At 62.3% G+C, this 19,504-nt stretch carries 16 protein-coding genes; 5 read left to right on the forward strand and 11 right to left on the reverse strand.

Going from position 1 to position 19,504, the window contains the following annotated elements:
• Nucleotides 1-50 precede the first annotated feature (50 nt).
• From H6955_07560 to H6955_07575, 4 genes are all read right to left on the reverse strand, one after another.
• Nucleotides 51-1,202, reverse strand: coding sequence for a TRAP transporter substrate-binding protein (locus tag H6955_07560; protein ID MCP5313397.1), 1,152 nt, complete (start codon nucleotides 1,200-1,202; stop codon nucleotides 51-53).
• Nucleotides 1,199-1,453, reverse strand: a complete 255-nt coding sequence (locus tag H6955_07565) for a hypothetical protein (GenBank protein MCP5313398.1) — start codon at nucleotides 1,451-1,453, stop codon at nucleotides 1,199-1,201. Before H6955_07565 ends, H6955_07560 begins: the two co-directional genes overlap by 4 nt.
• A gap of 75 nt (nucleotides 1,454-1,528) precedes the next feature.
• The gene (locus tag H6955_07570) at nucleotides 1,529-2,704 is read right to left on the reverse strand and encodes a UxaA family hydrolase (protein ID MCP5313399.1); all 1,176 of its coding nucleotides are present in this window, start codon (nucleotides 2,702-2,704) and stop codon (nucleotides 1,529-1,531) included.
• Nucleotides 2,705-2,754: 50 nt separating this feature from the next.
• Nucleotides 2,755-3,036: a UxaA family hydrolase gene (locus H6955_07575; protein ID MCP5313400.1), complete on the reverse strand. Its 282-nt coding sequence runs from the start codon at nucleotides 3,034-3,036 to the stop codon at nucleotides 2,755-2,757.
• A 322-nt stretch (nucleotides 3,037-3,358) separates the two neighbouring features.
• Between H6955_07575 and H6955_07580 the strand changes: the two genes are divergently transcribed.
• The 3 genes from H6955_07580 to H6955_07590 all read left to right on the forward strand — a co-directional run bounded on the left by H6955_07580 (nucleotide 3,359) and on the right by H6955_07590 (nucleotide 5,785).
• Complete coding sequence (locus H6955_07580; GenBank protein MCP5313401.1) at nucleotides 3,359-4,090, forward strand: GntR family transcriptional regulator; 732 nt, start codon at nucleotides 3,359-3,361, stop codon at nucleotides 4,088-4,090.
• A 205-nt stretch (nucleotides 4,091-4,295) separates the two neighbouring features.
• Complete coding sequence (locus H6955_07585) at nucleotides 4,296-5,267, forward strand: radical SAM protein (protein MCP5313402.1); 972 nt, start codon at nucleotides 4,296-4,298, stop codon at nucleotides 5,265-5,267.
• Between the two features lie 344 nt (nucleotides 5,268-5,611).
• Nucleotides 5,612-5,785, forward strand: a complete 174-nt coding sequence (locus H6955_07590; GenBank protein ID MCP5313403.1) for a hypothetical protein — start codon at nucleotides 5,612-5,614, stop codon at nucleotides 5,783-5,785.
• Nucleotides 5,786-6,013: 228 nt separating this feature from the next.
• On the opposite strand, the gene katG is transcribed toward H6955_07590, so the two are convergent.
• A complete protein-coding gene (gene katG, locus H6955_07595; protein MCP5313404.1) occupies nucleotides 6,014-8,194 on the reverse strand; it encodes a catalase/peroxidase HPI in 2,181 nt (726 codons plus the stop codon).
• A 295-nt stretch (nucleotides 8,195-8,489) separates the two neighbouring features.
• Between katG and H6955_07600 the strand changes: the two genes are divergently transcribed.
• Nucleotides 8,490-9,170 (forward strand): DUF480 domain-containing protein, encoded by a 681-nt coding sequence (locus H6955_07600; GenBank protein MCP5313405.1) that lies wholly within the window; start codon nucleotides 8,490-8,492, stop codon nucleotides 9,168-9,170.
• 37 nt (nucleotides 9,171-9,207) lie between these two features.
• Here H6955_07600 and glgC read toward each other — a convergent pair whose 3' ends face one another.
• Complete coding sequence (glgC, locus tag H6955_07605) at nucleotides 9,208-10,476, reverse strand: glucose-1-phosphate adenylyltransferase (protein MCP5313406.1); 1,269 nt, start codon at nucleotides 10,474-10,476, stop codon at nucleotides 9,208-9,210.
• Nucleotides 10,477-10,589: 113 nt separating this feature from the next.
• Nucleotides 10,590-10,889 carry a DUF3144 domain-containing protein gene (locus H6955_07610; GenBank protein ID MCP5313407.1) on the reverse strand — a complete coding sequence of 100 codons (300 nt, stop codon included), beginning with the start codon at nucleotides 10,887-10,889 and terminating at the stop codon, nucleotides 10,590-10,592.
• A gap of 382 nt (nucleotides 10,890-11,271) precedes the next feature.
• On the opposite strand from H6955_07610, the gene H6955_07615 reads away from it, so the two are divergent.
• Nucleotides 11,272-12,585, forward strand: a complete 1,314-nt coding sequence (locus H6955_07615) for an amino acid permease (GenBank protein ID MCP5313408.1) — start codon at nucleotides 11,272-11,274, stop codon at nucleotides 12,583-12,585.
• A gap of 191 nt (nucleotides 12,586-12,776) precedes the next feature.
• Here the strand turns inward: H6955_07615 and H6955_07620 are convergent, their stop codons facing one another.
• From H6955_07620 to H6955_07635, 4 genes are all read right to left on the reverse strand, one after another.
• A complete protein-coding gene (locus H6955_07620) occupies nucleotides 12,777-13,256 on the reverse strand; it encodes a hypothetical protein (GenBank protein MCP5313409.1) in 480 nt (159 codons plus the stop codon).
• A 916-nt stretch (nucleotides 13,257-14,172) separates the two neighbouring features.
• Nucleotides 14,173-15,066: a hypothetical protein gene (locus tag H6955_07625; GenBank protein ID MCP5313410.1), complete on the reverse strand. Its 894-nt coding sequence runs from the start codon at nucleotides 15,064-15,066 to the stop codon at nucleotides 14,173-14,175.
• Between the two features lie 15 nt (nucleotides 15,067-15,081).
• Nucleotides 15,082-17,895 (reverse strand): hypothetical protein, encoded by a 2,814-nt coding sequence (locus tag H6955_07630; GenBank protein ID MCP5313411.1) that lies wholly within the window; start codon nucleotides 17,893-17,895, stop codon nucleotides 15,082-15,084.
• Between the two features lie 583 nt (nucleotides 17,896-18,478).
• Nucleotides 18,479-19,444 carry a TIGR04348 family glycosyltransferase gene (locus H6955_07635; GenBank protein ID MCP5313412.1) on the reverse strand — a complete coding sequence of 322 codons (966 nt, stop codon included), beginning with the start codon at nucleotides 19,442-19,444 and terminating at the stop codon, nucleotides 18,479-18,481.
• Nucleotides 19,445-19,504: the final 60 nt, after the last annotated feature.

Raw genomic sequence — 19,504 nt, forward strand, 5'->3', positions numbered from 1 at the left:
CGAAAGCCTGCGCGGGTCACCCGGTTAGAGGAGACCCGCGCACCGGTGGCTCAGGCATCGTTGACGTAATAACGTCCCTGCGTGTTGGTGGCGTCGAGCAACTTGTCGAAAGCCGCCATGGAGCCCGCCAGCTCCTTCTTATAGGAGTCCCATTCAGCGTTCTGATGGCCACCCTTCTGCACCCACTGCGCCAACTCGTCCTTCGTTGGGGAATAGAACTGGACACCCGACTTGCTCATCTCTGCCATCGCGTAGGCGCGTGCCGCCGGCACCTTCGACAGGTTCTGATGAGACGTCACCTCGCTCGCGAACTCGATACCTTCGCGCACCGCGAGCGGCAGTCCATTGAACCACTCCAGGTTGCACGAATAGACCTGCGCATCGGGTACGGCCCGGGTAAAGGTCACCCACGAGAGGATGTCTTTGAAACCGAACACGAACAAGGCGCCCACTGCCGGGTCCAATGCGTCGGCGACACCCTGCTTGATGGCCGATGGCGTCTCACCCCAGGCGACCGGGGTCGGGTTCGCCCCGATCGCACGGTAGTACTGCTGAAGCATCTGGGATCCAGGGACTCTGAACTTGATACCCGCGAGGTCGTCGGGTGTCTTGATCGGACCGTCACCGCCCTTGCGCAAGGCCACGACCCGCGGATCGATCACGACATACCACAGTGGCTTGAAGCCTTTCTCCTCGACCTTCGGATCGACCTCCTTGCGCCATGCGTCCGACGAAACGAGGTTGATGAAACGCTGATTCTCCCCGCAGAAATACGGCAGGTTGATCAGGTCCACAGTCGGTGCGAAGGGGGCAAAATTGGAAAGGGAATGCTGCGCCGCCTGTATCGTCCCCTGCTGGACCTTTTGCGCCAGCGCACCGCCGGCACCCAGCTGGCCACCCGGCGCAAGCTTCACGTACACCTGGCCGTTGGTCATGTTCTGGATGTTCTCCTTGAAGTCCAGTTGCATGATCGGGTAGCTGCGCGATGCACCGAGCACATAGGCGGTTGCGATCGTCATCTTGTATGCAGCCGCCTTTTCACGCTCTCTCTCCTCCTTCGCAGTGGCCGCGGCTGCCTCCCCGCTGATCAATAGGCTGCCCGAAGCCCCTGCGACCACAGCGGCGGTGAATCCGTATTTCCCGGTCAGCGCCAGGAAGCGACGACGCTCGATGGATTCGAGTGTTTCAGGTTTGCGTTTCACTTGGTCTCCTCCTCCACCTTTTCGGCAGAATTTGTTTTGGGTCCGGCTTCGTACATTTCGCGACGCAGCACCTCGATGACGAAGCAGATGACCGCGGCGAAAAGGATCAAAAACTCGGCCACGTCCCCGATGTGCAGGATCGGCTGAAAATCGAATACCAGGGCCGACTTGCCGATCAGCAGGTTGAGCAGAAACACCCCGAAAAGTACCCCGGTCAAAGGCAGGCACCAGACATCGACCACCTTCCGCATCACTCGATCCTCCAGCCCAACGGTTCTTGCCGACGTGTCTGCCCAGTCACACCCCGGAATACGAATGCGGGCGCGTCATGCGCTCTCGTAAAGCCTGGTCAGCACGAACTCCCGATGCCCTAGCGCCTCGGCCGCGGTGAGTCGCCCGTTTGCTGTTCTGAACATGCTGTCGAGCAACGCTTCGCCCGCAGCGTCGGGCGTCATTTCCTTGCGTAGCAGAGCGGAAACGTCCACATCGACGTGTTCGCTCATGGTGCGCACGGTGCGCGGATTCGCGCACAACTTGATTACCGGGATGATCGGATTGCCAATGATGTTGCCCTGTCCGGTAGGGAAGAAATGCAGGACATAGCCCGCGGCGGCGGCGAGCGTAACCATCTCTGCAGCGGCGGACGAGGAGTCCATGAACCACAGGCCCGGCCCCGAAGGCGCCTCTGCCTTGTCGAGCACACCGTCGACGATGCACTTCTTGCCGATCTTCTGGATATTGCCGAGGGCCTTTTCCTCGATGGTGGTTAGCCCACCCTCAATATTCCCTTTAGTGGGTTGTGACTCCGACAGATCGGAGGTCTTGAAACGATTGATCATTTCCTGGTAGCGATCGAACATGAACATGAAGCGGTCACGTACCTCATCGTTGCGACAACGCGCCGCCACCAGGTGTTCGCCACCGGTGATCTCGGAGGTCTCACCAAACAACAGTGTTGCGCCCTGCGGATAAAGCTTGTCGAAGGCATTTCCGACCGTGGGGTTGGCTCCGCAGCCAGACGTGGTGTCCGATTCACCGCACTTCGTTGATACCCAGAGGTCTTTCAACGGGGCTTCTTCGCGACGGAGTTCCGAGGCCCATTGCACATACTCTTTCGCCACTTTGGAGGCCTTCATGATCGTTTCGTGATCGCCGTGTTGCTCGATACCGAAACCGGTCACCGGCTTGCCGGTCGCCGCAATGCCCTCCACGATGCGCTGGGTCCAGCCGTTCTCGATCCCGATCACGACCACGGCAGCCACGTTCGGATTGGCGCCGGTGCCGATCAAGGTGCGGAAGTGGAGCTCCAGGTCTTCACCGAACTGCAGGCGACCGTAAGGGTGAGGCAGCGCCATCGTGCCCATGATGTTGTGCGCCACGGCTTCGCAGGCGGCATTTGACAGGTCGTCAACCGGCAGGATGATGACGTGGTTGCGGACACCCACGCGCCCGTTCTCACGTCGATATCCAAGAAAGGTGGCCTTGCTGAGGTCTCGGGTCATTGCGCTCTCCGATGTGTTCGACGTGGACGTGACCGCTGGTCGGCCGGTCACTACCAACGCTTGGTCTTGATGTTGTGCACGTGGGCGTGCTCACCTTTGCCGATATCCGCGACGGCCTTGCCGATATCCACGCCGTACTTGATCACCGTGTCACCCTTTTCGAGGCGCCTAATCGCCAGCTTGTGACCGATGGGTATGTCACTCGCCGCCGTGAATGTGACCTCTTTGTCCTGATCCATGATCCACCCGACGATATCGTCACCGGCCTTCACGCCTTCCACGACGACAACGCCGACGCTGTCGCCTTCGTCATGCACCACAAAGTCGATCATTTTGTTCTCCCGAGTTCGACCGGACGGACATGGACGCGCGAACGAATCCGATCGGTCCTGGGAAAGGTAGCACGCCAACCGAGTTAGTCAACTAGTCTTATATAAGAGTTATCTCATTGAAGCGCAGAAAGTCCGCAAGCCACTGTGAAATCTGCAAAATTTTTCCGTGTCTTCGCGGCATGCACGCAGAAAATTTTCTGGGCGCCTGGGTTTCACACCACGAATTGGTTGGCATGAGTCCTATACATGACTAAACTCGGAACGCGCCTGGACAGTAGTGTCAGTGTCGTTCCGGGCGCAGATTCCTCCAGAGGAGATTCGATTGCTGCTCTCCAACGCCAGAGGCGCCGGCCCGCTGTACATGCAGATCAAGGAACTGTTTGTCGCGAACCTTCGCGACGGGCTGTGGTCGCCCGGAGAGATCATTCCCAGTGAAATGCATCTTGCAAAGCAACTCGGTGTCAGCCAGGGAACGGTTCGCAAGGCGATCGCCGAATTGGTCGAACACAACGTGCTGAAACGCAAGCAGGGCCGGGGAACATTTGTAGCGAACCACGACATCCAACGCGCCCTGTTTCATTTTTTCCATATCGCGGACAACGCCGGCCACAAGGTGCTGCCGGACAGCACGACCTTGTCATGCCGCCGCAAGCGCGCGTCGAGCGTGGAATCGTCCAAGTTGAAGCTGCCGGCAGGCAGTTCCATCGTCAGGATCGAACGCATAAGAACCTTCGACGGTCGGCCTACCATGCTCGAGACCATCACGCTGCCATCGACACCCTTCGGTGAACTGGGCAAAGTCGGAGCGTGCGAGCTGCCGAACATGCTCTATGAGATGTACGAAAAGAAGTTCGGGATAACCATCCACAGTGCTCAGGAGCGCTTGCGCGCCGTAGCGGCTTCGGACCAGGACGCGTCGCTGCTGGATCTGCCGGTCGGCACACCCTTGCTCGAGATCGAGCGCGTAGCGCTGACGTTGCATGGAAGCCCCGTAGAACTCCGCGTCAGCCGCTGTGTCACAGATCGACATCACTACGAAAACACGATTTTTTGACCGGCAGGCGTCTGTGCCCCGGCACGCGGCCCCGCGTTCGACACGGGCCGGCTGGCGGACGATATTCCGACAATAGTCGCCTGCAACGTCCGGGAACTTTCCGATACACGCGAAGGCGCGCCCTTTTCACAAGCGGGCGGCGTCGCAAGGCAGCGGGTTTTCGGTTAATTTTGAGCTCTGCGCACTTCGCCTTGGTCGAAATACGATGCCGAGTGGTCAACCCGAACATCACATTGCATTCGGCCCGGTACCGTCACGTCGACTGGGCCAGAGTCTCGGCGTCAACAACGTCACCGCGAAGTCTTGCAGCTACGCCTGCATCTATTGCCAGGTCGGACCGACGACCGAAATGATCGTCGAACCGAGGACTTTTTTCAGCACGACGCAGATTCACGAGGCCGTCACCCGACGGGTCGGGAAGCTCAGGGCTCGCGGACTCCCGATCGATTACCTTACGTTCGTTCCGGACGGTGAGCCGACGCTCGACAGTGGGCTGGGCCGACATATCGAGGTGTTGCGCGACCTCGAGATCCCGATCGCGGTGATCACCAACGGTACCCTGTTGTGGCGTGAAGAGGTGCGTGCACGTCTCGATCATGCCGACCTGGTATCGGTGAAGGTCGACACGATACACGAAGGTGCCTGGCGCCAGCTCAACCGCCCCCACCGGGCGCTTGTCCTCGCAACCGTCCTTCAGGGCATCGAAGACTTCGCCGCAGACTTCGCAGGCACCCTTATCACTGACACGATGCTGATAGCGGGCATCAACGACGATGCCACTTCGCTGGGCGGCACCGCGGACTTCCTGGCCAGGATCGCACCAGATACGGCCTATATCGCGGTACCGACGCGTCCGACCACACTCGACACGGCGCACGCCACCGATGAGGCGGGCCTGATTCGCGCACACCAGATATTCGCTGGACACCTGCGATCCGTGGAGCTGCTTACCGGACACGAGGTTGGCGAGTTTGCGCATACCGGCGACGCGCGCGTGGACCTCCTCGCGGTCACTGCGGTGCACCCGATGCGCGAGGCGGACGTCAGACGCCTGGTGGACGCCGACCAGGCGGGATGGGGACTGGTCGAGGGCCTGCTGGCCGAGGGCGCACTCAAGGCCACCGAGTACGAGGGCGAGCGCTACTTCCTGCGACCCGTACGTCACATCGACGGTTGACGCGCGCTTCTGTCGATTGGTGCCGGGTTTGACCGCCGCTTCGACGTCGCGCGTCGCGTCCATCTTGAACTTGTTCCCGGTGTCACGAAAGGCCGCTGCCTTTCCCTGTCCTCGCGGGAAATCCCATGACACCTCCCTGTCGACCCGACGCCCGGCGATGTGACACGTCGCCCATCCTGGGTGATCTAGACTTGGATACAGGGCGAACGCCGTCGTCACACGTTTAACGACGCCCCGCGGCGGCGGCCACGGACCCTAGTTGTCGATGCCGCGATCCTCGCGGGACGACCGGGCACCGAACACGCCCGTCGTGATCTATCGAGACTCAATCAGCAGGAATTGCCATGAACACCCAATTCAGGGACACGCTCGAATCACTGGTGAACCAGCGGATCGCCGAAGGCGCGGACCCACAAGAGGTATTCGAAGAACTCAGGCGCGAGGCGAATCTCGTCTTTGGTCATTACAACCTGGAGTACGAACTCGGGCTGTTCGCGAAGGCGGACCGACAGGAGTAGCGGGCCCGTGCGGGCGCGAAACCGATCCGTGTCGGGCCAACGACAGCGAGCCTCGGCCAGGCATGGCGCACGATAGGTACGCTCGAGTGCCAAGCCGGGATCCGCAGCCGAGGGTTCCGGGATAAGGCGCCGTTCCAGACCGTTCTGAAACGGCGCCCGCTTACCGCTCGCGATTCCGACAGGCCTCCATAGCGGCCATACGAGGCACGCGACAGCTTGCGTCCGAGGTCAAGCGAGGTCGAAGCGGTCCAGGTTCATCACCTTGTTCCAGGCCGCCACGAAGTCGTTGACGAACTTTTCCTGCGAATCGGCGGCTGCGTAGACCTCGGCCAGGGCGCGCAACTCCGAGTTGGAGCCGAACACCAGATCGACGCGCGTGCCGGTCCACTTGGATGCGCCGGTCGCACGATCGGTCCCTTCGAACGTATCGTCATCGGCCGAGGTCGACTTCCAGGTGGTGCCCATATCGAGCAGATTCACGAAGAAGTCGTTGGTCAACGCTTCCGGTCGATCGGTAAAGACGCCATGCCGGGTCTGTCCGACATTGGTGTCCAGGACCCGCATGCCGCCGATCAGCACGGTCATCTCGGGCGGCGTCAGCGTCAGCAACTGGGCGCGATCGACCAGCAGTTCCTCCGCCGAGACGGAGTACTTCGCCTTCTGGTAGTTGCGAAAGCCGTCGGCGATTGGCTCCAGCACATCGAAGGCCTCGACATCGGTTTGCTCCTGCGAGGCATCCATGCGGCCTGGCGAAAACGGCACCGTCACCGCGTGACCGGCATTGGCTGCGGCCTTTTCGACGCCGGCACAACCCGCCAACACGATCAGATCGGCCAGCGACACCTTCTTGCCATCGGACTGTGCACCATTGAACGCGTTCTGAATCCCGTCGAGCACCTCGAGCACCTTTGCCAGGCGATCGGGCTGGTTGACCTCCCAGTCTTTCTGCGGTGACAGGCGAATTCGGGCGCCGTCGGCACCGCCTCGCATGTCGGAACCGCGGTAGGTCGATGCGGAGCCCCAGGCGGTCGAAACCAGCTCGGCGACAGACAGGCCGGACCCGAGGACCCTGTCTTTCAGTCCCGCTATGTCGCTGTCGTCGATCAACGCATGGTCGACTTCGGGGATCGGGTCCTGCCAGATCAGCTGCTCGGCAGGCACCTCCGGGCCAAGGTAGCGGGAACGGGGTCCCATATCGCGATGGGTCAGCTTGAACCACGCCCGGGCGAAGGCATCCGCAAACTCGTCAGGGTTTGCGAGGAAATGCCGTGCGATCGGTTCATAGACGGGATCCATCCGCATCGACATGTCAGCGGTCGTCATGATGATCGGTCGTTTCTGCGACCCATCTTCGGCCGCCGGCGCCTGGTTGCCGTCGGTGGCCTCCTTCGGCGTCCACTGCCAGGCGCCCGCTGGACTCTTGGTCAGTTCCCACTCGTTGCCGAACAGCATCTCCAGGTAGGTCATGTCCCATTGGGTCGGTGTCGGGGTCCATGCGCCCTCGAGGCCACTACCGATCTGGTCGCCCCCCTTGCCGCTGCGATAGCTGCTCTTCCATCCCAGTCCCTGTTCACCGATGCCGGCCGCTTCGGGTTCGGGGCCCACATGGCTGGCCGGTCCGGCGCCATGGCATTTCCCAAAGGTGTGTCCGCCAGCGGTGAGGGCGACGGTCTCGTAATCGTTCATCGCCATCCGCGCGAAGGTCTCGCGGACGTCGCGACCGGCTGCGACCGGGTCCGGTTCACCGTTCGGCCCTTCGGGATTCACGTAGATCAGGCCCATCTGAACTGCCGCGAGTGGGTTCTCGAGTTTGTCGTGTTGGCCGGAATAACGCTTGTCGTCCAACCAGGTGTCTTCGTTGCCCCAGTAGATGTCCTTTTCCGGTTCCCAGATGTCCTCGCGTCCGCCGGCGAACCCGAAGGTCTTGAATCCCATCGATTCCAGCGCGACGTTGCCGGTCAGTATGAACAGGTCCGCCCAGGAGATCTTGCGGCCGTACTTTTGCTTGATCGGCCAGAGCAGCCTGCGCGCCTTGTCGAGATTGACGTTGTCGGGCCAGCTGTTGACGGGTGCAAAGCGCTGGTTGCCGGTCCCTGCACCGCCCCGTCCGTCGCCGGTGCGATAGGTGCCCGCGCTATGCCAGGCCATGCGGATGAAGAAGGGTCCGTAGTGACCGTAGTCCGCTGGCCACCAGTCCTGCGAGTCGGTCATCAGCGCATGCAGATCCCGCTTGACCGCATCGAGATCCAGGCTCTGGAAGGCTGCGGCGTAATCGAAGTCCGCACCCATCGGATTCGACTTCGACGAATGCTGTCGCAGGATGTCGAGCTGCAGCTGGTTAGGCCACCAATCTCGATTCGATCTGCCTCCACCCGCTGTGTGATGGAAAGGGCATTGGCTGTCAGACATGGCGTTTTCTCCCGTCGTTTCCACGACTGTTTATGCATAGGTCCCGCCTTGTATAGTCTTCCGTCGATCGGCTGGCTAATTGATTATGGGTAGCGACTCGATAGCTTGCGGCAATGAGCCGAGATGCGCCGACGACGGCATGCGGCGTCGGGCAGTGCATTCCGGGAGGACATCCACTGCCGGATGAGCGCCATCCCGACACCGTATTGGCCGAACGAACCCAACCCTGCGCAGTGCCGGGTTGCCCACCGGCATTACAATGCCGCCACCCACCGAGGTCAGAACAGGTTCACCCATGCGCATCAAACTCAACCCGACCGAAAGCCGCGTGATCGGCTGCCTGATCGAGAAACAGATCACCACGCCGGCGCAGTACCCGCTGTCGCTCAGTGCACTCACGACGGCCTGCAACCAGAAAAGCAGCCGCGAGCCGGTAATGCAGCTGAGCGACACGGAGGTCCAGCAGGTTGTCGACGGCCTGATCGCGAAGCACCTGGTCAGCGATCGCGGTGCCTTCGGCAGCCGGGTGACCAAGTACCAGCACCGTTTCGCAAACGTTGGCTTCGGCAGTCTGGAGTTCAGCGACAAGGAGATCGGCATCATCTGCCTGTTGTTGTTGCGTGGGCCGCAGACACCCGGGGAGCTGCGCAGCCGCAGCAACCGGCTCTGCCATTTCGACGACGTCAACGAAACCGAGAACGTATTGCAGGGCCTGATCGATCGCAGTGATGGGCCCTTCGTGGTCCGCCTGGCACGGGAACCGGGACGACGGGAGATGCGCTATGCCCACCTTTTCGGTGACCAGGACCCGGAATCCGCTGTGGTGGCGCCTGCTGCGACAGCAGCCTCTTCAGACGCAGGTGGCAGCGACGACCAGCGCATCGCACAACTCGAAGACCTGGTGCTCGAACTGCAGGACGAACTCGAGGCCGTGAAGGCCCGGCTGGCACTTCTGGAAGGCGGCGCACAACACTGACGCCACAGCCCAGACCGTCGAAGGGCCTGCCGCCCGGTCAGGTCTGGCTGACCGTGACCTCCTGCCCGAGCATATCGGCCGTCACCAGGACTATGCCTTTCTCGGTCACACGGAAGCGCTTCGCATCGGCGACCGGGTCCTCGCCGATCACGGTCCCCGGCGGGATGCGGCAGCCGCGATCGACCACTGCGCGGCGGATGCGGCAGCTGCGCCCCACTTCGACTTCGGGCAACAGCACCGATGCCTCGATGCGACCGTAGGAATGCACCCTGACGCTGGAAAACAGCAGCGAATCCACGACTTCGGAACCGGAGATCACGCAGCCCGCGGACACCACCGAATCCAGCGCCTTGCCCTCGCGCCCCGCGTCCCGAAACACGAACTTGGCCGAAGGCAGTTGGCGGTGATAGGTGCGAATCGGCCAATCCAGGTCGTACAGGTTCAACTCCGGTTCGACGGCCACCAGTTCCATATTGGCCTCCCAAAAGGCGTCCACCGTACCCACATCGCGCCAGTAAGGCTGGCGCCCCGTATCCGGGTCCAGGAACGGATACGCAAACACCCGGTGTTCGTCGATGATCGAAGGGATGATGTCATTGCCGAAGTCATGGCTTGAGGTCCGGTCCAGCGCATCCTCTTCGAGCTTTCTGAACAGAAAATCCGTGTTGAAAACGTAGTTGCCCATCGACGCGAGGGCAATGTCCGGAGTGCCCGGCATCGGCTGCGGATTGGCCGGCTTTTCATCGAAGCTGAGTACGCGGAAGTCGTCCGCGACGCTCATCACGCCGAATCCCCTGGCGTCTTCGAGCGATACGCCGACGCACGCGACGGTCATTTCTGCGCCGCTTTTTTCGTGATGTGCCAGCAAGGCGCCATAGTCCATCTTGTAGATGTGATCACCGGACAACACCAGCACGTACCTGGGCAGCAGGGTTCGTACGATGTCGAGGTTCTGGTAGATCGCATCGGCAGTACCCTTGTACCAGTCGCCGGTCGTGCGCTGCGAGGCAGGCAGGATCTCGATGAACTCGCCCAGGTCGCGTTGAAAGAAACTCCAGCCTTCGACCAGATGCCGGATCAGCGAGTGTGATTTGTACTGGGTCAAGACGCCAATGCGTCGAATCCCCGAATTGATGCAATTCGAAAGTGGGAAATCGATGATGCGGAACTTGCCGCCGAAAAACACCGCGGGCTTGGCGCGCCGTTCGGTCAGTTCGTGCAGACGTGATCCGCGCCCCCCGGCAAGGACCAGCGCCAGCGTATTGCGCGTGAGCTGGTCGAGATAACGTGGATCGTCTGCGCCCATCGTTCAGCTGCCTCCTCTCAGTTCAACCAAGCCGTTCTGTTCCGCGACGGCCGCGGCACCATCGCACCGGCAAACCGTACGCGCGCCGTCACTGGCACAGCGACGCATGGGACTCAGCTGTGCCGGAACTTTTCGATGTATTCATCGTAGTGTGCAATATAGGCATCCAGGTTCTCGGTCAGTGCCGTGCGAAACTGATCACAGAAGTATTCCAGCGCCTCGCTCCTGTCGGCCGCGAGTTCCTGCGCATCCGCGCTGGACGAAGCCGCGACAAAGGCATTGAAGCGGGCCGCCGCGTAGAGTAGCGATGCGCCGACCTTGCTGTTGCTGGCCTCGGCTCGCTGCTCGTTCGCAAGCTCGATCACCGCGTCCGCCCTTTTCCAGAAATCATCACCCGGCCCCGATCCTGTCATTACCCATCCTCGCGTCTGTGTTCCGGGTCCACGCCATCACGGACCCGCCCGGTCCTCGCCGGTGACTGCATCGAGAGTATGGACCCGATCCGACCGAACCGCCCACTACCGGACCCGGTCCACGCACAACCACGCCGATCCTGCCTCCTTCCAGTTGCTCGACCACAGGCACCGCCGCCACCCTGGATGGCGGCCTGCAAGCTCCGGATAACGGGTTTCGCACCGGCATCGTTGAACGTAGGATCAACGGTGCATTGCATCGATACGCAAACCCGGTGCCCCTGCGCCGGTAGCCACGGCAAGCACCTGCCAAACATGTGCTGCCCGGCGCGGCTTCATCGATCCGCGGGTCGATGGCAATGTATCACCAGGGTGTGACGATATGAGTGATGACGAAAAGCTCGAGTACTGGAGCGTACTGGCGATCGGCATCGGCGGCATGGTCGGTGGCGGCATCTTCGCCGTGCTGGGTCTGGCGGTACAACTGGCGCATGGTGCCACTCCGATAGCCTTCGCCATCGCCGGCGTGGTTGCGCTGTTGACCACCTATTCGTATGCCAAGCTCTCGGTCGCGTTTCCCTCGCAGGGCGGCACGGTCACCTTCATCGACAGGGCCTTCGGTTCCGGCCTGTTTGCCGGCAGCCTGAATATCCTACTGTGGCTGAGCTACGTCATCATGTTGTCGCTGTATGCCTATGCCTTCGGCAGTTATGCGGCAACCTTTGTCGAGCCCGACTGGCAGGCGCCAGGCAAACACCTGTTCATCAGCCTCGGCGTGGTGGGCATCACCGCGCTGAATCTGCTCGGTGCCGCCGTAATCGGTCGCGCGGAAACCTGGATCGTGGCCTTCAAGGTGGGCATTCTATTGGTGTTCATCGGGGTGGGCCTATGGGGCATTGAGCCACAGCGACTGCAGCCTGCCGCCTGGGCATCCCCGGTGGCGGTCGTTGCCGGCGGCTTTATTATTTTTCTTGCCTACGAGGGCTTTGAGCTGATCGCCAACGCGGCGCAAGACACGAGGGACCCAGGCAAGACACTGCCGCGCGCCTATTACTCGGCCGTACTGTTTGTCATTGCGCTGTATGTTCTGGTCGCGGTCGTCACGGTAGGCAACCTGCCAGTGGCATCGATCGTCGATGCGAAGGACTATGCACTGGCGGCCGCGGCAGAGCCCTTCCTCGGCAATGCCGGTTTTTCGTTGATCGCGATCGCCGCACTGCTGTCCACCGCATCGGCGATCAATGCCACGCTTTATGGAGCCGCACGCCTTAGCTACATCATCGCCCAGGAGGGCGAACTGCCCGAAGTGCTGGAAGAGAAGGTCTGGCGCAAGCCGATTGTGGGCCTGCTCATTACGACCGGCTTCACCCTCGTTGCGGCCAATTCGCTCGATCTCAACAGCATCGCCACGATCGGCAGTTCGGGCTTTCTGCTCATCTTCACGGCGGTAAACATCGCGAATGCGCGTCTCGCCGGACACACCGGCAGTCTGCGCTGGCTGTCGTGGCTGGGCGCGCTCGCCTGCCTGATAGCGTTGATCGCCTTGCTGTGGCAGACCGAGATGCAGACGCCGCTGAAGATCCTGATACTGGTCGCCATGCTCGGTGCCTCGACAGGCATAGAAGGCGTCTACCGCGTGTTGCGCCGACGGCGCGCAAAATCCCTGCGCGGCACCGATGCCTCCGCAGGCCCCTGAAAGCCGATCACCCAGCCGGTGAAGCCGGCCCGGCAGGTTTCGCTTGCGCGTGCGGCTGGCAACGACCTCGTTGCCAGCCTTCGGGAACACGCCTCATGGCGTGTTGGCGGATGCCACCAGCCGTGACCGAACCCTTCGATAGCACCGGCCGTCACACTGGCGCGCCAAATACCCCGGCGTATCGACGATGCCTAGTTCTCGGCGTCGATCAGATAACCGCCGATGGAGATGCTGCCAAACACGTTGTTCGGGTTACCGAGGCTCAAGCGGATGTGCGGCGACTCCAAGGGTTCGACAGTGAAGAACGCGCCACTGCTCATACCCCGCAGGCTGCCGGAGTTTCCCGCCTGAAAGAAAGGCCCGTGAAACTGCCAGATGGCGCGTTGATTGGCGATGATTCTCGAACTCTGAAACGCAATCGAGTTGACGCTCGAACTCGACGGCAGCGACGCGGACACCCAGGTCACGACCAATCGCTTGCCGTCCGGAACGGCGGGTGCGTCCATCAGTACGATGTCTTCATCGAATACCTCGAGACGTGAGCAATTCAGCAGACATCCGGTTCTCGAAAACTCCACGGTCACGTTGTACGGATCACGCCCCGGTTCATCCACGTCTTTCGTTGGCACCGCTCGTGTCGCGGCAAACGCACCCATGGACACCAGCAGCATTGCGCATGTCGCAACGAACGCCACCCACAGAGATGCTTTGTTCTTCGTAAATGCGTGAGTAGTCATCACAGATCACCTCCTCTAGATCACTGACAGACGGTGTCGACGTATTGAGTCGTCGGCACAGGCACGTCACCGTCAGCAGCGCACACACTCGTTGATCGCGCTCTAACCCTCATTCGATCGGCAACGGGCATCTCGACAAAGGCGGCATCTGCAATGCAACCTGGTGGGATCGTGTGATCGGGGACAGTGAACAGGCCCACAGACACGGCGCCGAGGCGGTTGCTGTCGCATTCGACAACTTTTCTCTTGTCCAACGGGAAAGGGTAAGGCGCAACAGGGTTTGCGGCATCGAAACCGTCGCCGTACAGAGGGACAGGAAGATCAGCGTCAACCGCTGTCGGGACGGCGGGACCCTCCGGGACGTCGCGTGGCACCCGCGCGACGGCGTCCGCACTGTGCGACAGCGCAACCACCGACATGGCGTGTACTGTTTGTTGGCACCACATGAGCGACACCTTGCGGGTCGATCGATTAATCGATGCAGTTTCGATACTGCATTTTGATCATAGGCGCCTCAAAATCGCGCCCTATTGATGCCTGTCAATAGAAAACCGATGTATTGCCGTGGTAGCGCGCTGGTCACCACGAGTACCGCCTGGGGACCGCGGCAGCATGACGCAACAGGGAACACCGTTCCTCGAGACAACCGTTCGTTATGTCGGCATCGGGGGATACGCTTCGAACCGAAACCGCGCCTTCGCATCATGCATCGGAGGACGCGCGCGATCGTCGCCACGGTGTCCATTCGCTGCATTCACTGACAGACACCGTCCCCACCGCGGCGCACTCACTCATTCCACAGCGTTGCGTGCGGGACGACGGGCGTCAATTCAACCGAGGCCGGGGGCCATCAACCCTTCGCCACGTCGATCGAAATGTGCGTGCCCAGCGTTCTTCCGTGACCGTCGACCACCTCCAGCTCGATCCTGTGGATTCCCGGCGACAACTGGTCGGTTTCGAAGACGAACCGATCGGCCAGCTTGCCGTCACGATCCGACGTCCACGTAATCGACTGCACATCGACAGACTGTCCGATGAACGCCACGACCTCGCCGCTGAACAACACCGTGGCGCCGTGCACGATCGAGGCCCCATCGGGCGGACTGGCGATCTCGACCTTCGGCGGTGCCTCGGGGAGATCGAGCGGTGCCGAATCCGACGTGGTGGTGTTGACACCGTCGGTCGCACCGACCTCGAAGATCCATCCCTTGCCTCCCGGCAGCTGCGTCTCGTCCACGGCATACTCGGTTGCATCGAGACGACGGCTGAGGCGGTTGAAGGTCCGCCCACCGTCGGTGCTGAAACGCACGAAGTACTCCATCGGCGCACCGCTCGGGTGATGTGCGCGCCATGCCAGCCGGACGCGGCCCTGGTCGCGCTTGACCGACAGATCCTCGATCACCGGCGATGACTCGGGGCGTTGCCATTCCCTGACCAGCACGTCACCACGCCACAGGCGGATCATCCGCGTTTCCGGGTGGAAGGGGACCTTGACGTACACCGCGACATCCGGGATCGCTTCCGGCTGTTCCGGGCAGTACTGAGCCGTCGGTACCTTCTGCTGCACCAGTAGTCGACCCTGCCTGTCGAGCAGTTCGATGCGCAGATCACCGACCGCCTCGTCGAACGTCGCCTGTGGTGGATGCGACGTGAGCAGGCCGGGGCGACACGCCAGCCGGTTGTCTGGCGAGAGGCGGCCGCGCAGCGTCCAATAGAGGACAGGTTGCGTTTTTTGGTCTGCCATGTTCATAGCCCCTCCCTAGCTGTACCGATCGAACAGGATGTTCCAGAACTCGACCGACGGCCAACGCTTCTGTCGGTCGCCGCCAGGGCCATCGCAGTACGACATCAGATCGCCATGCCCGGCGGCCAGCGCCTCGTAGGCGTAGACATCCACGCCGGTCTCGTCGTACTGCGCGCTGGTCGGCAGCCGGCTGTCATAGCTGCCCGCGGCCGGCGAACCCGCGCAGCCCACACAGGTGTCGCAACCGGAATGACCCACGCCCTGGGTGTGACCCAACTCGTGTGGGAAAGATGCTGCCAGCGACTCTTTGCAGATGAAACGCGGATGTCCACCGCTGGTACCGAGGCCGTTCCATTGATAGGTGCTGTCGTCGGGTACCGTCATACACCAGACCTGGCCGATGTCTTCGTAGTCGTCGGCGATATCGTCCAGATCATCGAGCAGGTTGTCCCAACCGGCCGACGTCGTCAGGTCCTCGTTGGTCGAGATCGTCGTATTGCCCGGTGCGGTATAGATCGGGAAACCGTCGTGCGCCAGCGGGTAACGCGTGCGTGTTCCCTGGTGTCCGATGCCCCAACCCGCGACGGTCGGTACGTTGCCGGTGATATTGTCGGTACACAGGATGCGCAGCAGCTTGAGTTCGCCCATCGCGGTGAACGAGACCTCGATGGCGTCCTCGGTCGTGTAAGGCTCTCCATAGGGCGATGTGCTCTCGATGAAGGTACGCAGCTCTTTGCGCCCGACCGCCAGATGGCTCGGGATGCGGAAATTCAGCGAATGTTCGAGATCGTCGCGAACGATGTTCGCCGCCGGACGCGCCATCGTGTCGCCCGTCGGGTTGACCGGACTGAGCATGTCCACGGTGCCGGAATCGAGATCGGTCACCGCGAGCTGGCCGGTCACGCGCGGCTGCACATTGGGTCCGTCGCCCTCGTCGAAACCGTCGCGCCGACCGGAATCCACATAGGCGCGCACCAGGGTGCCTTTGCCCTGCGCCAGGCGCACGCTGTTGTTCGCCGACAGGTCGCCGATGATGTTGAAGCGTTGAATCGCCTGGGTGGCCTCGATACCGGCGACGCTCAGTGCAGGATCGACATAGGCATTCAAGCGGATCTCGCGTACCGCGGCCGCCTCCGCGCAGGCGTTGTCGGCGGTCAATGTGCAGACCGTGACGCTCGGCCGTCCCGCCGGAATCGACACATCCAGACCGGCTTCGGCATCCAGGCCACTGTGCGGGGTCACGACGCCGTCCTGGTCGATCGACAGGTCGACGCTCGCATCTTCCGGGACCACGACCCAACGCAGATGCACGGTATCGCCGGCATCGACCCGCACGTTACCGCGCTCGCCGTCGGCGGTGAAGTGCCTGATATAGGCGGCGCCGCCGGCGAAATCGAAAGTGGCGCCGCGTCCTCTGCGGTAGACCTCCACGGCCGAACCGCAGGCGGTCGCGAAGCCGCCGATGATACGCAGGCTGATCGGTCCGGGTCCGGCCTCCGCCGGCAGTGGCACCTGAATACGTGTATCGGTCCAGTCGACGTCCGGGTCGACCGGCGCGGCCTCCACGGTGCCCCAACCGGAGCGATCCGCGAACAGCACCCGGTTGCGGCTTGGGAACATGCCCGTGAAATTCTCGCCGGTGATCACGATCGGCGATCCGGGGCACCCGTCGCTCCAGTCGACATCGTGGATCTCGTACGAACCCCCGCTCAAGCCCCCGCTGTGCATCGCGCGGTCCATCTCCGCGGTACAGAACCATTTCTCGATGCGCCAGATATCGTCGACGTCGAAGATGTCTTCCGGGTCGACCGGCCACGGCATCGGGCCGTCGTCGGGGCCACAGGTACCACCGACGAATCCGAGCAGGTTGCGCAGCGATCCGATGCCGCCCGGGTTGCTGCGCAGCGCGTTCCTCGCCGCGCGATAGATCGCATCCATCTGTCCGAGTGCCCCGATCGCGCCGAGGGTGACACCGACATAACGGTTCGCAACGGCGCGGTCACCCTTGGCGGCGAGAATCGACGCCGCGATCAACGGCAGATAACGCTCCTTCTCGATGAGTGTTTCCGACGGACCCGCGCCCAGGGCACGCTGTTTGGCGGCCAGCAGCTTGCCGAGGGATTCGGGTTCAGGGGCGGCATTGGTCCGCCAGCGCGCACTGGCCGCCGCGAACTGCTCGGGCTTGCGGACCTTCTGCCGATGGATGATCGTTTCAAGGATCGTGACATATTCCAGGATCGCGCGCGGATCGTTCTCGATCACGCCCCAGGCGATCTCCAGGATGTCGCCGAATACGAAGATGTCGGGTGCCGGACAGTACCAGGCATTGAACGGGATCGGTGCCGGCCCGCCGTGACCGAAAGGCCGTGACCCGAGTGGCGTGTCATGGCCGATCATCCCCCGCCTATCCAGCAATGCGACCGCGCGATCGATGGTATCGAGCTTGTCCTGCGCGACGATACCGCCAGAGAGCCGCGCCAGGTGGTGCATTTCCCTGAGGTGCCTGTCGAGTTTTGCACGGGGTATCGTGACGGAGAAATCGGTAACGCGGTCGGCATCCCACAGCACCGCGTTTTCGGAGCTGTAGACCAGATGTCCGTTGTGGTCGAGCACGTTGATGTACAGATCGGGTTTCTTCTCGACGAAGTCGCGGAAGTCCCATTCCCGATACGGCACGACGAACTCACCCTCGTCGTTCGTGATCGTCGAGCCCAGCCTGTCGTCGAACAGGTGATCCTTGTCGTAGACCACGACGGTCAAACCAAACACGCCGGTCCTGTCCTCGAGGAGGACCACCCGGCCCCGCACGCTGAATCCATTGCCTTGCATCTTTCCGTGCCTCCGTTGCGCGGGCGTTCATGCTGTCGGGAGAGTCGACGCCGCTCCTTGCGGCACCGGTGCCACCGGGTCGCCGCGTTGCCGTCTGCGTGTCGCAGGACCTCGAACCGGATCCCGACCGGCACGCCCTTCGAGCCCGGTCGTTGCCGATGCACGACCGACCGTCAGAGTCCGCTGCGTGTCCTCCGCAGGCACCATCCCCAGACGGATGCACGCACCGTGTTTGCGGTACCTCTAATAGAAAAACCAGCAGCGGTTCCCGAACTGCCATTGATGCGCATCATAGGAACAGAAACCCCTGCCGGGGTTTATGTCATGCGCGAAACCGGGTGGGGGATTGCGGTGGACATGGCCGCCTGAAGCCCGCCACCTGAACCTCCCGGGGCTAGAGGAAAAGGGCATGCAAGGGCGCGATTTCACCGCCCGGAACGCCGCCGGGTTGCCGGGCGGGCGCAGACGACAAAAGGCGCAGCACGGCGGCACACGGGCACCGACCGGGTTCTTCCGGCCGGCACAACCGCTGGCGCGCACTCGCGTTGTGATCCCTTTCCGCGAACGGCGCTGCAGCCGCGAACTAGACCGCGTCCGCCGCCTGGATCTCTTGCAATAGTTCGCCCCAACCGGCCTGCTCCCGTTCCGCGCTGAACAGGTGGCGCCGCGCGGCACAGGCGGCCTCGAGTTGCGCGTAGTACGCGACGTCCGACTCGGCGCGCAACAGGCGTTCGCGCAGGGCGTCGGCATCCTGCACCGGGTAGTAACCGGGGTAGTCCGCCCCCAGGAGTCCCACCGACCCGTCGATGTCCGACGCGATCACCGGCAGGTCCGCCATCACCGCCTCGGAGATCACGTTCGCTCCACCTTCCATCACGGAAGGCAGCACGAACAGATGCGAGCGCGCGTAGACCTTCCGCAACGCGGCATGTGCAATCTCACCGTGCCAGCGGTAGCGCGGGTTGATGCGCATCTCCTCCCTGGCCGCTGCCGCCCAGTCTTCGGTGTGGGCCCGACCATAGGCATCCACCCTAATTCGACTGTGTTCAGGCAGGTTCCGTACCGCCAGCGCCGGTCGCAGCGGGTCCTTCTCCTCGCGCAGGTGCCCGGCGAAACAGACGCGGAAACTACGTCGTGCGGGTTGCCGGTGCCGCAGCGGGCGGGCGGACTGGACGATGACGCGCAACCTCCCACGCAGACGTTCCGGCAGGACATCGCCGACCAGCGGGTGCAGCCCGACGATGAAATCGGCGACATCGAGCGACGCCAGGGTGGTCTCGCGGTGGCTGTGGATGAAGCGATAGGCGTCGGTTCCTGTCAGTACCACCACCAGGGGCCGTTCAGGGTACACGGCGGCAAACCGTGCGATCGCCTGCGCGCTGCGCCAGGCGTGCAGGCCCACCATCAGGTCGGCCGGTTCGCCGTGGTAGTCCGTGGATACCTCGACGCGGTGCCCGAGACGACGCAGGATCGCGGCCCAACGATTCGCCGAGGCCCTGTTGCCGGCGCGCGAGCCGCGCGGTGCGGGGGTGACCAGCCTGATGTTCATGTGACATTCCAGGGTATCCTTGTCACCATAGCACGCCATTTCGTCTGGCCATCATCGTCC

It is taken from the genome of Chromatiaceae bacterium, assembly GCA_024235395.1.
Taxonomy (GTDB): domain Bacteria; phylum Pseudomonadota; class Gammaproteobacteria; order Chromatiales; family Chromatiaceae; genus Thiosocius.